The sequence below is a fragment of the Nocardia acidivorans NBRC 108247 genome (genome assembly GCF_001625085.1).
In the GTDB taxonomy this organism is placed as follows: Bacteria; Actinomycetota; Actinomycetes; order Mycobacteriales; family Mycobacteriaceae; genus Nocardia; species Nocardia acidivorans.
The window spans coordinates 15,642-28,729 of record NZ_BDAW01000103.1; the positions used below are offsets into that span (position 1 = coordinate 15,642).

Below are 13,088 nucleotides of genomic sequence, written 5' to 3' on the forward strand. Positions count from 1 at the left end.
CGTACGCTGCCGCATCCGCACCGTTCCACTCGAGAAAGGTTGTCCTCATGCGCACGATCCGCACCGCCGCGGCGATCTCCACCCTGCCCGTCCTGATCCTGGCGTTCTCGACCGGTCCCGCCGCGGCGGACCCGGTCTCCTTCGAGGCCGCCCACGTCGATGTCGGCCCCGGCTGCGCCGGAAAGGTCACCGCCGAGGTCTCGGCCAGCCAGGGCCAGCAGGCCCGCGAATTCGCCGACTTCATCGACAGCAACGCCCGCGTGACGGTGAACTTCACCCCCGACACCGCGTCCAACCCGCTGGGCTCGCTCTCGTCCTCCCCGACCGGGGACACCTGCCAGGTCACCACCACGGTCACCATGCGCAATCTCGACACCGGGGTCAGCAATACCGAAACCCGCACCACCGCGCACGACGGCCACTACGGCTGGAACGCCGCCTTCTTCACCCTGCCCGGCTCGGGCCGTGTCGCGGTCCAGGTCAGCACCAACCCCACCCCCGCCGAGGTCACCATCGACGTCCCCGCCCCCCACTGATCCACGCCTTCCCGGACGATGACCGAAATACGCTCGCGCACAAGATGTTCCGTGCGCCAGGTGCGGAGATTCGGGTCGGGATCAGCTCGGCTGGTCCGGGTCGTCCGGGGGCCGGGAGTCGGGGGTTTGCGCGGTGGCGGGGCTGATGCGGCGGGGTTTGGCGATGCGGCGGATCCCAACGGTGGGTGAGGTGTCGCCGGAGCGGCGACGGCGCAGCGCATCGAGGTCGAAGATGGTGGCCTCGCGTGCGGGCTGGTTCGGATCGTCCGGTGGGGTGGTGGGGCGGGCCGGGCCGGGGTCCACGGGCCACCAGCCGGTTTCGCGTTGGAGTTCCGAACGCAGGACGGGTCTGGTGGGGGCGGGTTCGTAGGGGGAATCACCGCTGGCGTGCCAGGTCTTGCGGGGTGGGTTGTCCGGGTCTTCGGGCAGGCGGCGCGGTCGGCGCGGCAGACGGGTGAGTTTGGCGGCCTCGAGCGCGTTCTCGTCAGGGTTGGGTGGGGTTCCTGGGCCCGATAGTTCGTCGCTCACGTCCGTATTCTCCCTCGAGATCCGTGCACTCGTCCGCGCGCGCAGTCGCACACGTGACGAATCAACGATAACCAAGAACCCGCCGGGGATCGTTCAGGCGGGTGGCCGGGGCGTCAGGAGAACGATCCGGGTGAGGGATGGGCACGACCCGGGATGAGCGGTGGGCGTGGCCGGTTCCCGGGGTGATGATGGCTGTGTGGCGACTGAACGGATCCAGGTGCGCTGCGTTCTGGTGTTCGGGGACAGTGAGAACGCGGTCGCCTATCTCGAAACACCGTGGCACCCGGCACGATCGCCCATGTCGTGGCCGGCGAACGAGATAGCCCGGCAGGCCGGGCTGCCCACCAACGAGCTGCCCGGCCGCGAATTCTGGGCCGATGCCGAACGCTCCGGCGAGGGAACGCTGCGACTGTCGGGATTCCTGCTGGTGTACGACCCGCGGCTCTAGGCGACGCGCGCGGCGAGCACCGGGGCCAGGGTGCGCAACACCGCGAGGTGATCCGCGCCCAGCACCTGCAGCGCGATATGGTCCGCGCCCGCGCGCAGGTGCGCGGCGGCCGCGTCGACGATCTGCTCGGCGGAGCCGTGCAGGACCAGCGCATCGACCAGGCGGTCGCTGCCCGCGCCCTCGAGCTCCTCGGGCGCGAACCCGGAGCGGCGCAGATTGTTCGCGTAATTGCTCAGGCTCAGATAGAACCGCGTGTAGTCGCGCCCGACGGCACGAGCGCGCTCGGGATCCTGCTCCAGGACGATCTTGTGTTCGGGCGCGATGAGCGCGTCCGGACCCAGCAGCGCGCGCAGTGACGCGGTGTGCTCGGGGGTGCTCAGATACGGCAGCGCCCCGGCGGTGCGATCGCGGGCGAGTTCGGCGACCTTCGGGCCCAGCGCGGCCAGCGCGCGGCGATCCCGGGGCACCTCGGCCTTATCGAGTCGATCCAGGTAATCCACCAGCGCGTCATAGGGTTTGGCGTATTCGCCGGTCTGCTCGCGGTGCCCGACACCGACCCCGAGCAGGAACCGCCCCGGGAACCGCTCCTCGAGCCGGTGGAAGGTCGCCGCGGCCTGCTCGGCGGGGGACGCCCACACATTGATGATGCTGGTGCCTATCGTGATCGATTCCGAGGCGGCCAGCAAACCCGCATAGCCGTCCCAGTCCGCGGCGGGTGAACTACCCAGCCATATCGCGCCGTACCCGAGTTGCTCGAGTTCGCGCACCCCTTCGGGGGTCGCCATCGGATGGGGCAGCCATACCCCGTACCTACCGAGTTGATCGTTTGCCATATCAGCGGCCAACAGCCCCACCGCGACCCGCATTCCCGAGTGCGGCCATCGCATTCAATTCGCGGCGTCGAAGGCGGCGCGGGCGGCGAACACCTCGTCCATGTTCTCCTCGGCCCAGCCCTCGAGCAGATTCAGGATCGGAATCAGACTGTGCCCCAACGAAGTCAGCGTGTAGTCCACGCGCACCGGCACCTGCGCGGTCACTCGACGTTCGAGCAGACCATCGCGTTCGAGCGTCCGCAGGGTCTGGGTGAGCATCTTGTTGCTGATGCCCGCGACGATCCCGGCGATCTCCCCGTACCGGCGCGGTCCACGGGTGAGGGTGGCCAGCACCAGCCCGGTCCATTTATCACTGAGGGTGTCCATGAGCTTATTGGTGGGACAGGCCGCCACGAACGCGTTGTAGTCGTTCTTGCGCTGTTCACGCTGCTGGGCAACGGTTTTGGTGGGCACGCGGATTCCTTCCGGTGGGCTAGGCACTTTCGGGTGCCTTCTTCTCACGAGCGGACCGGCGCGCTTAGCTCGAGCACACGCCCGCCGCCGGACCTCCGGCGCAGGCGTTCCACCGGTGGCCATTCCAACCCTTCTCATACCCAGGAGCATTCCGATGCGTGCTGTCGCCTTCACAGAATTCGGCGGGCCGGAGGTTGTGACCGTCCGCGACCTGCCCACCCCCACCCCCGCCGCAGGACAGGTTTTGGTGAAAGTTGTTGCCAGCCCGGTGAATCCGGTCGATACGGCGGCCCGGGCCGGATATCTGGGCGAGCTGCTGCCCGCCCGGGAGGTGTATGTGCCCGGACTCGAATTCTCCGGCGTGGTCACCGAACTCGGCGCGGACGCCGACGGGTTCACCCTCGGGCAGTCGGTGATCGGGCTGCTGCCCTGGATCACCGATCCGGTCGGCTCGGCCGCGGAATACGTGGTGATCGCCGCCGATGCCCTCGCACCCGCCCCGGCGAGCGTGGATCCGGTGGCCGCGGCGACCCTTCCGCTGAACGGGATCACCGCCGATCTGGCGGTCTCGGCCGCACAACTCGCACCGGGACAGCGCCTACTGATCACCGGCGCGGCCGGCGGGGTGGGCGGATACGCGGTGCAATTGGCGGCCGCGTTCGGCGCGCGGGTGATCGCGGTGGCCTCCGCCGCGGACGCCGACCTCGTCCGCGCCCTGGGCGCAAGCGATGTCGTGGACCGTGAACACGCCGATATCGAATCCCTGCGCGCCCTGGGAGTCGACGCGCTCATCGACGCCGCCGTGCGCGGGCCGGACCTGATCGCCGCGGCCCGCGACGACGGCCGATTCGTGGCGCTGTTGCCGCCCGCCGCACCCGAATCCGAGCGCGGCATCACCGTGCACACGGTGCAACAGTCCCCCAACGGCCCGCGCCTGGCCGAACTCGCGGGTCTGGTCGACGCCGGAACCCTCACCCTCCGCGTCGCCGACACCCTCCCGCTCGCCGAGGCCGCGGCCGCGCACGCGCGCTTGGAGAAGGGCGGCGTACGCGGACGATTGGTCCTGCTGCCCTGAGGAGCATCGCACTCAGGCGGTGCCGTTGACCTTCGGGAACGATTCGGTGATCAGCGTGGTGAGGGTGTCCGAGAGCAGATCGTGCACCTGCGGGCGATCGAGTGACCCGCGCACGATCCATTCGCGACCGGCCGCCTTCACCAAACCGCCGTAACACCGCACCAGCGCCTGCAATTCGGCACTGTGCAGCGAATCGTCCAAGCCCACCATCTGCACGACACGAGCGGCCGCGGCATTGTCGGCCTCGTCGAGAATGCGCTGCACGTCCGGGTCGTCGCCGATGCCCTCGAGGCCGGTGACCTTGACCCAGGTGCTGCCGTGCTCGCCGATGGTGTCCAGCAACCAGGACACGCTCGCCTCCACCCGCTCCCGGATGCTGCCCGAGGGCACCAGCATGTGATCCGCGCGCGGCAGGGTCACCATGCGCCGCACCACCGCCAGGTAGAGGTCGCGCTTATTGCCGAAGTAGTGGTTGATCAGCCCGCGGGCCACCCCCGCGCGCTGGGCCAGCTCCGCGGTGGAGACGGCCGCGTAGGGACGTTCGCCGAACATGTCGATGGCGCAGGACAGGATCTGCGCGCGGCGTTCGTCGGGCTCGAGCCGTCGCCGCCGGGACGGGGCGTCGTCGGCGGGGACGGGCTCGAGCGTGTGACTGTCAGAGTGAGCGGGCAATGAGGTCCTTCATCACCTCGTTGGCACCTGCGAGGATCCGCAGGACCCTCGCGCCGGTGTACAACTGCGCAATCGGATATTCGGTCATGTAGCCATAGCCGCCGAAGAACTGCAGGCAGCGATCCACCACATTACCGAGTTGGTCGGTCAACCAGTACTTCGACATGGCAGCGGTGGGAATGTCGAGCTCACCGCGCAGGTGCTTGGCGATGCAATCGTCCAGGAACACCCGCCCGACCCGGGCGATGGTCGCGCACTCGGCGAGCTCGAACTTGGTGTTCTGCATGGCGAACAGGGGTTTGCCGAAAGCCTGACGGCCCCTGGTGTATTCGACGGTGAGCTCCACGGCCTTCTCGGTCATGGCCACCGCCAGAATCGCGGTGACCAGGCGCTCCTGGGCGAGCATCTGCATCATCTGGTAGAAGCCCTGCCCCTCGGCCTCGCCCAGCAGATTCGAGGCCGGCACCCGCAGACCGTCGAAGAACAGCTCCGCGGTGTCCTGACCCTTGCCACCGATCTTGGACAGGATGCGGCCGCGGGTGAATCCGGGGGTGTCGTCGCCGACCTCGGCGAAGATCAGCGAAACACCGGAGGCGCCCTGGGTCGGATCGGTCTTGACCGCCAGGATGATGCCGTCGCACAACCAGCCGTTGGAGATGAAGATCTTGGACCCGGTGATGACGTACTCATCGCCCTCGCGCACCGCGCGGGTCTTGATGTTCTGCAGATCCGAGCCGGTGCCGGGTTCGGTCATACCGATCGAGAGCAGCATCTCCCCGCTGGCGGCCTTGGGCAGCACACGGCGTTTGAGCTCCTGCGAGCCGAACTGGTGAATATAGGGCGCGATGATCGAGGAGTGCACCGACATGCCCAGTGCGCCGTCACCCAGGTGCGCCTGCGCCTCGATGATGGCGGCCTCGTGTGCGAATGTGCCACCGCCACCGCCGTATTCGGCCGGAATGGCCGCGCACAGCAGCCCGAGTTCACCGGCCCGGTTGTACAGGGCGCGGTCGGGATGGCCCTGTTCGATGAACTTGTCCTCGTGCGGGATCACCTCCTTCTCGAAGAAGGTGCTCGCCAGTCCTCGTACCGCTTCGACCTCGTCGTCGCTCCATGCGGGGCGTGCCATTGTGGTTCCTTCGCTGTGCCTGCTCGCGCTCGCGCGCCTCGGCACCAAGGGTGCACGGCTATTGGCACTGTGTCAACAAAGCGTTACGACTCGGTCGATCGGGCCTGGTTGACCTCGGCGAACGTGGTGAAAATCGGCGTGTCCGGATCGGCCTCGATGCCCTGGCGGCGCAGGAAACCATCGATCAGACCCCACACCAACTCCGTCGCCTGATCGACGAACTCCCCCGTCTGCGCCGGGGTCGGACAATCCGAATCCGAGAGCCACAGATCGGTGATCGCCACCACCGCACCCACCAGCGCGCGCGACAGATACTCCAGGCCCGAGGTCTCCAGCGGCACCGCCTCGGCGATCGTGCGCGCCATCTTCGTCAGCTTGCCCGCAGCCGCACGGCCCAGATCCAATTGCAGCACACCCGCCCCGGACTGCTGCAACACCGGCGCCTGGCCCAGATACCGAAAAACGTTGGGGTGCTCCAGGATTCCATTCGAGTACTCGGTGAAGATCCGCCGCAGCGCCACCCGGGGCGGAGCCAGCATCAGGGTCATATCCGAACCGGTCGCGGCGAACGCCTGCTTGGTCATCCGCGCGGAGATCTCGGTGAACAGATCACCCTTGTCCGCGAACTGCCGATACAGGCGCGGTTTGGTGATACCGGCCTCGCGAGCGATGTCGTCCATACTCGGGCGCGGTCCCTGACGATCGATCACGCGCACCGCGGCATCCACGATCTCCTCGCGGGTCACCGGGCGCGGACCGGATCCGGTGCTGATTCGAGCCACGCGGGCAGTGTACACGTACCGCCGGTACGGTGATGCACACCACAGCCCCGGTCGACCGACCGGCATTGCATTGAAACCCGGCGTACTGCCAGTATCGAATACCGTACCGGCAGTACGATCAACCCGGAAAGACACCGATGTCCGACGCAGCAGCCCAACTCCGCGACACCCTGCGCGCACCCCTCCCGGCCGCCTTCGACCAACTCGGCGACGCCGACCTCACCGAACTCGACCGACTCCTGCACGCCGCCATGACACAGCGCGCCACCACCCTCGACCACGCCATCGGCACCTCCCTGGACTTCGTACCGCGCCTCATGCGCCCCGCCGTCAAGAAAGCACTCGGACTATGAGCGAACACCTCGTCGCCGTCGCCGAAACCACCAAACTCGCACGCCTGCTCGGCATCACCGACCCCACCGAACTCGACTTCCTCGTCGACCTCCCACCCGCCGCCCTGCGCGAATTCCGCGAACGCGCCACCGACCGACTCTTCGACCGCGACACCAAACGCCTCAAAGGCGTCGCCGCCGGAGCCAAACTCGTCCCCGTCGCCATCAGCGCCAAAGTCGCCCAACGCGCCTTCGGACCCACCCTCTGCGCCGCAGTCGCCAGCACCATCGACCCCCAGCGCGCCATCGACATCGCCAAATCCCTACCCGCCCCCTTCCTCGCCGACTGCGCCGTCCAACTCGACCCCCGCCGCACCGCCGCCATCATCGCCGCCGTACCACCCCAACTCGTCGCCGACGTCGCCCGCGAACTCCTCACCCACGGCGACCACATCACCATGGGCCGTTTCGTCCACGTCGTCCCCGAACCCGCCCTGCGCGCCGCCGCACCCGTCATGAGCGACACCGACCTACTGCGCATCGCCTTCCTCCTCGAAGACAAAACCGCCATCGACCACGTCCTGCACATCGTCGCCGACCGCGTCCCCGGCGTAATCCGCGCCGCCGCAGCACAATCCATGTGGGCCGAAGCCATCGACCTACTCGACTCCATCGCACCCCACAACCGCGGCTGGATCGGCGACCTCACCGCCGAACTCGACGACAACGTCATCGACGCCCTCGTCACAGCCGTCCAAGAACTCGACGCCTGGCCCACCCTGCTCCCCATCACCGGCGCCATGAGCACCGACAGCCTGCGCCGCTTCGCCGAACGCCACGCCATCCAAAATCCACAGACCCTGCGCGCCCTCATCGCCAGCACCGGACGACACGACCTCTGGGCACACGCCCACCCCCTCGTCCACGCCGCCCTCACCGCCGAAACACCCGCCCCCGTCTGGGCGACCCTCATCGAACTCCGCGACGAAATCCCCGCCGACCTGCTCGCCGAACTCGCCGAACGCGCCCGCCAACTCGGCCGCGACGACGACGCGGGCAACCTCCAACCCGTGAGCGCCACCGCCTGAACATGTGCCCCGCGCCATAACCGCACCCCGCCCCGGCAGAGCACGCAACCACACGATGCGACAATGGACGACGCCCGTACGCCCACCGCACGAAGGACAGCAGCACCCACCGATGGCCGAGAACACCGCAACGGCGCACGACACCGACACCACGGCCATCGACGCCGCCGAACTCGCCATCTGCCTCCGAGTCCTCGAACAGGCAGCACAACTGGACAAGGAACACCCCGACTCCATCACCGTGCAGCGCGCCGTCGGGCACATGTTCAAAAAACTCAAACAGCGCCGGCGCATCGAAGCCCGCGACAGCGTCTCCGAAGCCGATAAAGCCGTCATCGCGGCCACCGCCACCGGATCACCCAACCGCATCGACGACGAAACCGCGGGCATCCCCATCAGCTCCAGCACCACCGGCGTCGCCACCGCCGGCACCCTGCTACGCGCCCGCCCCTGCTACATCTGCAAACAGAAATACACCCGGGTCGACGCCTTCTACCACCAGCTGTGCCCCGAATGCGCGGCGCGCAGCCACGGAAAACGCGATGCGCGAACCGATCTCACCGGCAAACGCGCACTGCTCACCGGCGGCCGCGCCAAGATCGGCATGTACATCGCCCTGCGCCTGCTGCGCGACGGCGCGCACACCACCGTCACCACCCGTTTCCCCAACGACGCCATCCGCCGCTTCGCCGCCCAGCCCGACAGCGCCGACTGGCTGCACCGCCTGCGCATCGTCGGCATCGACCTACGCGATCCGGCCCAGGTCGTCGCACTCGCCGATGACGTTGCCGCACAAGGGCCCCTGGACATTCTGATCAACAACGCCGCACAAACCGTGCGCCGCTCCCCCGGCGCGTACAGCGCCCTCGTCGAAGCCGAATCCGGACCACTGCCCGCCGGTGAACTCCCCGACGTGGTCACCTTCGGCAAGACCATGCAGGCGCACCCGACCGCACTCACCGCCTCGCTCACCCCGAGCCTCACCGCCGCCGATATCACCGATCTCGCCCTCGTCGCGGGATCGGCCACCCCCGAACGCATTTCACAGGGCGTGGCCATCGACGCGGGCGGCCTGGTCCCGGACCTCGCGCACACCAACAGCTGGGTCCAGACCGTCGGCGAAGTCGACGCCACCGAACTCCTCGAAGTGCAGCTCTGCAACTCGACCGCACCCTTCATCCTCATCTCGCGACTGCGCCCCGCCATGGCCGCCGCGGCGGCACCCCGCAAGTACGTCGTCAACGTCTCCGCCATGGAAGGCGTCTTCGGCCGGGCATACAAGGGCGCGGGCCACCCGCACACCAATATGGCCAAGGCCGCGCTGAATATGCTCACCCGCACCAGCGCCCGCGAAATGTTCGAAACCGACGGCATTCTCATGACCGCCGTCGACACCGGCTGGATCACCGACGAGCGCCCGCACTACACCAAGGTCCGCCTCGCCGAAGAGGGCTTCCACGCGCCCCTCGACCTCGTCGACGGCGCGGCCCGCGTCTACGACCCGATCGTCCGCGGCGAAGCCGGCGACGACCTGTACGGCTGCTTCCTGAAGGACTACGAACCCTCCGCCTGGTGACAAACAAGCCCGGGGATTTTGCCCCCCGGGCCTCTCGTTTGCAGGTTTTTGGGTAGCTCGGTTGTTCTGAAACCGCGGCAACTACAAGTAGTGCAATACATATTTAGATGCGCATATCTGCGTAAAGGCATGTGATTGCGCGGGGTAAAGTCTTACCTGGTTATGGCTGGTCAGTGACAATCCGGAACGACCTTCCCTTCGCGCGCAGCTCCTCGCGGGAAGGATGAGCCCTGGTGCAACGCCTCTCCTGCGATGCCGACTCCCCCGTGATTACATCAATAGATGCGCATATCCGCGTGTTGATATGCCTCTCCCCTCCCCCTCCCCGGCTCTATGCTGGGGAGATGCTGTATCGGCTGCTGGCCGACCTCACCGCGGGCGTGCACTTCCTCTTCGTCGCCTATGTGGTGTTCGGCGGGTTCCTGGCGTGGCGCCGGCCGCGCACCATCTGGCTGCACCTGGCCGCCTTCGCCTGGGGCTTCAGCACCATCCTCTTCGGATTCGACTGCCCCCTAACCAATCTGGAGAACTGGGCTAGGCATCAGGCCGGGGATCCGGGCCTGCCGTCGACCGGGTTCATCGCGCACTACATCACCGGAGTGCTGTACCCGAGCGATGCGGTCGACCTGGTGCGCGTCCTGGTCGCGATCACCGTCCTCGTCTCCTGGGCCGGGTTCTGGTTCCGAGTCTCGCGTCGCCGGTACGGCCGGGCAGCCACATAGGCCGCCACCGCCCAAACGTTTACGCAGGTGAGGTCATTTTTTTGGTTCGCGGATGGGCTGAGATCACCATCCGTAACGGGCGGCGTTCCGAGGCCGGGATCACCGCCGCAGGCCCCGGATTCGGGAGGTGGAGGCACCTTCGGTCTGCGACGGGTCCGAGGCGTTTCGTCCGTCCTACACCGTCCTGTCTGGCCCGTTCGGTGCTGTCTTGGCAACTTCTTGGCAAGATGGAAACGATATCTGAACTGGTCGAACACGCCCTCCTTGGCAACCCGGCCCGCCCGCCGTATCCGCCGAACTAAGCGCCGGAAAACAAGTCCGTTCCAAATTCAGCAATGGACCACTGAACACTTGGCACACTGTGTGAGAACCTGCGACCACTTGACCCCCAGCGTGAGCCGGAGACTGTGATCCGGCGTCCAAGAAACACCATTGTGTCCAGGTCAAGGCGGTTTCCGCGTCCAGTGCGTACCGCCCCTTCCCAGGTGGATGACCCAGTCTTGGCACGTTCTTGGCGCGTCGGAAACGTGGCGATACCTGTGGGTATCGGCCATCGCAGTTTGGGTTCCCCCGCATGATCTCGCCGCGCAAGGCGGCCTCCGAACTGGCGACCGCATCTCTCAGTATTCGGGTTGCCCGCGATATGACCGCGATCGCCCTGCCCAGTCACTTGAGCATCCGCAGCCCGGACCAGCCCGGTCACAGGTCCAAACGTCGGGTACTCGGCCTAATCGCACAGGGTGCGTGCGCTGGCATGTCCGGCATATGCAGGCCGCTGCCCTCCGTCGATAAGTCCGAGCCGTGCGGTCCGTCGATAAGTCCGAGCCGTGCGGTGCGTGTATCGCTACGCCGAGGACAGCGGCTCGATCCGACGTGCGGACAACCCGGACCAACAGATCGCCAAACCGGCCCGTCAACCGTCGCATCGCATTTCCACCCCACCATCTGGCCCAGATCTGCACGGCGGCGACGACTTCCGGCGACGATCCGGAACTCGACTCGCTTATTTTGCGCGTGCATATCGAGACCGCATGCCCATCGCAGCGGTGCGCTGACGCTACGTCCGCACGATCTGGACGAGGACCAGTGCCTGGTTATGCTGTGCGAGAACGACCAGACCGAGCGCTGGCAACCGATCTTTCCAACTCTGATGCGTCATCCGCTCGCTCATGTCCGAACCGCAGGGTGCTCCTCGCTTGTTCAGTTGCTGCGCTATCTCAACGGCAGACCCATCAATTCCCGCCGCGACGAATACATCTGGACCACGGTCGGAGAGATCGCTGTGCAGGGCGTCACGCGATGCGCCGCCGCCCTCACAATTCTCACCGCGGAACCGCACCCTCTGTTGTCGAACCCCCAAACCCACATCCGAGCCGTCGACTCCATGTGACCGACGGACGTGCTGCCATCGACTGTGCAGCCCTCGGAGTCCACACTCACCGCCTCGGCAGGACTTTTTACGGCCGAGGCAGCGGCGTACCTGCGACCAATCACCCCTGCGAGACGCGGCCGGCGGCGAGAGGGGCTGTGAGACAGCACGACTCACCACATCGCGTGAAGACGCACTCACCCGACCCCAGTAGGAGGGCGTGACAATGACTTCCGACCCTTCGACGACGAATCCCTCTCGACAAGCGGCATTTCGCGGTGTTCGATGGTTCCAACCATCGCATCACCGGGAACCAGCACAGGCGCTGTTGCGCGGCCACCGTCCACGTCGCGGCGCAGCCGCACCGGGACGGGACGCCACCGTGGGAATCGACATCACCTGCCCAAGCTGTCGGCACGACGACCGTGTTCAGCGCGTCCCCGCCATCCGGGCGACCGGCACGACCACGGTCTATGGCACCGACTACCACTCGGGCGTCGCCGTCGGTTCCACAGGACTGATCCCCGTCGTCGGCTCGAGCACGACCGAGCGGACCTACACGACCAGCCTGTCCCAATCGCTAGCGCTCGCACCGCTGCAACAGCATTCGGGCAAGCTGGTCTCCATTGGTCTGATCCTCGTGATTCCTGCTCTATTTGGAATTCTCTTCGCCGTCATCAATTCTTCTGATCCCGAATTAACATCGTGCCTACCGGTGTTTATCGTCGCGAACTTCTTGTTCATCACCGCATTAGCCACTCCATCGCTGTTCCTGTTCTGGATTGCGTCTCACAGAACTCGCCGAAACAGTCGAATCGCCAAAGGCATCTCGATCAGTAAACACATCTGGAGCGCCGGCCACTACTGCCATCGATGCGGCTACTGCTTCTGGCCGTATCCGATCGCACCAGGAATACCAGCACGCCAAGCCATCACCCCGGAAAACTACCGCAGAATCGTGTGGGGGTCAGGCGGCTACGCCAATCTTTGAGGGCTGCGCAACCCTGTGCCTAGGGGCCGCGGTCACGCCGATCCACTGCCCACAGGTATCCATTCGGAGGGCTCTTACACACATGCGTCCGGGCCCGCGAAACAGGGCGAGACGTCGACTGCTCGTCGCATGCTGGACTGCGCTGAATTCAAGAAATCTCATCCCGGCTTGCCGACGCCCTCTCGTGACGAGTGAGTAAGCCCGGCCGAACTCCCCGTATCAAATGCGGTGTACACGATAGTCGAGCGCGCCTGCGCCCGAATTCCTGATCTATAGCGCTCGCCAGGCGTCCACATTTTCTAGCCGTGACGGCATCGCCGTCGCGGCTTTTTCTGTTCCGTCTATTGGAAGGCGATCCTCGATGCCTGTTCCTACATCTTCTCTCCCGTATTCCTGCGCGGTCTGCCAACCCGCAACATCCCAGCCACGCACAGCGGCAACCGAGACGGTCCGAACTCCAACTTCTGTAGGAAGCCCGCGATGTGATCGCTGCCGTGCGCCCAGTCAGGATCTGTCCCTCACAGCCGAGTTTGTCGCGTTCGGTTGAATTCCGG

The 13,088-nt window shown here is 66.4% G+C and carries 15 protein-coding genes; 9 read left to right on the top strand and 6 right to left on the bottom strand.

The features are described from left to right. Positions 1-47 precede the first annotated feature (47 nt). Entirely contained in the window at positions 48-536 is a 489-nt protein-coding gene (locus tag NA10_RS33005) for a hypothetical protein (protein ID WP_067574633.1), read from the top strand. Between the two features lie 81 nt (positions 537-617). On the opposite strand, the gene NA10_RS33010 is transcribed toward NA10_RS33005, so the two are convergent. Then, entirely contained in the window at positions 618-1,064 is a 447-nt protein-coding gene (locus tag NA10_RS33010) for a hypothetical protein (protein ID WP_067574634.1), read from the bottom strand. 196 nt (positions 1,065-1,260) lie between these two features. Between NA10_RS33010 and NA10_RS33015 the strand changes: the two genes are divergently transcribed. Next, positions 1,261-1,512: a hypothetical protein gene (locus NA10_RS33015; RefSeq protein WP_157556915.1), complete on the top strand. Its 252-nt coding sequence runs from the start codon at positions 1,261-1,263 to the stop codon at positions 1,510-1,512. Here the strand turns inward: NA10_RS33015 and NA10_RS33020 are convergent. Together NA10_RS33020 and NA10_RS33025 are read right to left on the bottom strand one after the other, a co-directional pair. Beyond that, positions 1,509-2,399 carry an LLM class F420-dependent oxidoreductase gene (locus NA10_RS33020; RefSeq protein WP_307188422.1) on the bottom strand — a complete coding sequence of 297 codons (891 nt, stop codon included), beginning with the start codon at positions 2,397-2,399 and terminating at the stop codon, positions 1,509-1,511. The two genes, NA10_RS33015 and NA10_RS33020, sit on opposite strands and share 4 nt — an antisense overlap. Further along, positions 2,400-2,798, bottom strand: a complete 399-nt coding sequence (locus tag NA10_RS33025; RefSeq protein ID WP_067574636.1) for a winged helix-turn-helix transcriptional regulator — start codon at positions 2,796-2,798, stop codon at positions 2,400-2,402. A 154-nt stretch (positions 2,799-2,952) separates the two neighbouring features. On the opposite strand from NA10_RS33025, the gene NA10_RS33030 reads away from it, so the two are divergent. Then, on the top strand, positions 2,953-3,873 hold the full coding sequence (locus tag NA10_RS33030; protein ID WP_067574637.1) for an NADP-dependent oxidoreductase: 921 nt from the start codon (positions 2,953-2,955) through the stop codon (positions 3,871-3,873). Positions 3,874-3,885: 12 nt separating this feature from the next. Here NA10_RS33030 and NA10_RS33035 read toward each other — a convergent pair whose 3' ends face one another. The 3 genes from NA10_RS33035 to NA10_RS33045 all read right to left on the bottom strand — a co-directional run bounded on the left by NA10_RS33035 (position 3,886) and on the right by NA10_RS33045 (position 6,456). Beyond that, a complete protein-coding gene (locus NA10_RS33035) occupies positions 3,886-4,545 on the bottom strand; it encodes a TetR/AcrR family transcriptional regulator (RefSeq protein ID WP_067574638.1) in 660 nt (219 codons plus the stop codon). Beyond that, positions 4,529-5,674, bottom strand: a complete 1,146-nt coding sequence (locus NA10_RS33040; protein WP_067574639.1) for an acyl-CoA dehydrogenase family protein — start codon at positions 5,672-5,674, stop codon at positions 4,529-4,531. Before NA10_RS33040 ends, NA10_RS33035 begins: the two co-directional genes overlap by 17 nt. An 83-nt stretch (positions 5,675-5,757) precedes the next feature. Next, positions 5,758-6,456: a TetR/AcrR family transcriptional regulator gene (locus NA10_RS33045; RefSeq protein ID WP_067574648.1), complete on the bottom strand. Its 699-nt coding sequence runs from the start codon at positions 6,454-6,456 to the stop codon at positions 5,758-5,760. Positions 6,457-6,593: 137 nt separating this feature from the next. Between NA10_RS33045 and NA10_RS33050 the strand changes: the two genes are divergently transcribed. The 6 genes from NA10_RS33050 to NA10_RS37335 all read left to right on the top strand — a co-directional run bounded on the left by NA10_RS33050 (position 6,594) and on the right by NA10_RS37335 (position 12,534). Beyond that, positions 6,594-6,809 carry a hypothetical protein gene (locus NA10_RS33050; protein ID WP_067574640.1) on the top strand — a complete coding sequence of 72 codons (216 nt, stop codon included), beginning with the start codon at positions 6,594-6,596 and terminating at the stop codon, positions 6,807-6,809. Then, a complete protein-coding gene (locus NA10_RS33055; RefSeq protein ID WP_067574641.1) occupies positions 6,806-7,876 on the top strand; it encodes a hypothetical protein in 1,071 nt (356 codons plus the stop codon). Before NA10_RS33050 ends, NA10_RS33055 begins: the two co-directional genes overlap by 4 nt. A 112-nt stretch (positions 7,877-7,988) precedes the next feature. Then, entirely contained in the window at positions 7,989-9,452 is a 1,464-nt protein-coding gene (locus NA10_RS33060; RefSeq protein ID WP_067574642.1) for an SDR family NAD(P)-dependent oxidoreductase, read from the top strand. A gap of 344 nt (positions 9,453-9,796) precedes the next feature. After that, on the top strand, positions 9,797-10,174 hold the full coding sequence (locus NA10_RS33065) for a DUF2784 domain-containing protein (protein WP_067574643.1): 378 nt from the start codon (positions 9,797-9,799) through the stop codon (positions 10,172-10,174). Between the two features lie 1,096 nt (positions 10,175-11,270). Then, positions 11,271-11,564 carry a hypothetical protein gene (locus NA10_RS38355; protein ID WP_218021627.1) on the top strand — a complete coding sequence of 98 codons (294 nt, stop codon included), beginning with the start codon at positions 11,271-11,273 and terminating at the stop codon, positions 11,562-11,564. 205 nt (positions 11,565-11,769) lie between these two features. Next, complete coding sequence (locus tag NA10_RS37335) at positions 11,770-12,534, top strand: hypothetical protein (protein WP_218021628.1); 765 nt, start codon at positions 11,770-11,772, stop codon at positions 12,532-12,534. Positions 12,535-13,088 lie beyond the last annotated feature (554 nt).

What these genes read in the sequence shown, in the direction of transcription:
- NA10_RS33005 (WP_067574633.1), top strand. Translation starts at nt 48, where the DNA reads ATGCGCACGATCCGCACCGCCGCGGCGATCTCCACCCTGCCCGTCCTG.
- NA10_RS33020 (WP_307188422.1), bottom strand. Translation starts at nt 2,399, where the DNA reads ATGCGATGGCCGCACTCGGGAATGCGGGTCGCGGTGGGGCTGTTGGCC.
- NA10_RS33030 (WP_067574637.1), top strand. Translation starts at nt 2,953, where the DNA reads ATGCGTGCTGTCGCCTTCACAGAATTCGGCGGGCCGGAGGTTGTGACC.
- NA10_RS33040 (WP_067574639.1), bottom strand. Translation starts at nt 5,674, where the DNA reads ATGGCACGCCCCGCATGGAGCGACGACGAGGTCGAAGCGGTACGAGGA.
- NA10_RS33050 (WP_067574640.1), top strand. Translation starts at nt 6,594, where the DNA reads ATGTCCGACGCAGCAGCCCAACTCCGCGACACCCTGCGCGCACCCCTC.
- NA10_RS33055 (WP_067574641.1), top strand. Translation starts at nt 6,806, where the DNA reads ATGAGCGAACACCTCGTCGCCGTCGCCGAAACCACCAAACTCGCACGC.
- NA10_RS33060 (WP_067574642.1), top strand. Translation starts at nt 7,989, where the DNA reads ATGGCCGAGAACACCGCAACGGCGCACGACACCGACACCACGGCCATC.
- NA10_RS33065 (WP_067574643.1), top strand. Translation starts at nt 9,797, where the DNA reads ATGCTGTATCGGCTGCTGGCCGACCTCACCGCGGGCGTGCACTTCCTC.
- NA10_RS38355 (WP_218021627.1), top strand. Translation starts at nt 11,271, where the DNA reads ATGCTGTGCGAGAACGACCAGACCGAGCGCTGGCAACCGATCTTTCCA.
- NA10_RS37335 (WP_218021628.1), top strand. Translation starts at nt 11,770, where the DNA reads ATGACTTCCGACCCTTCGACGACGAATCCCTCTCGACAAGCGGCATTT.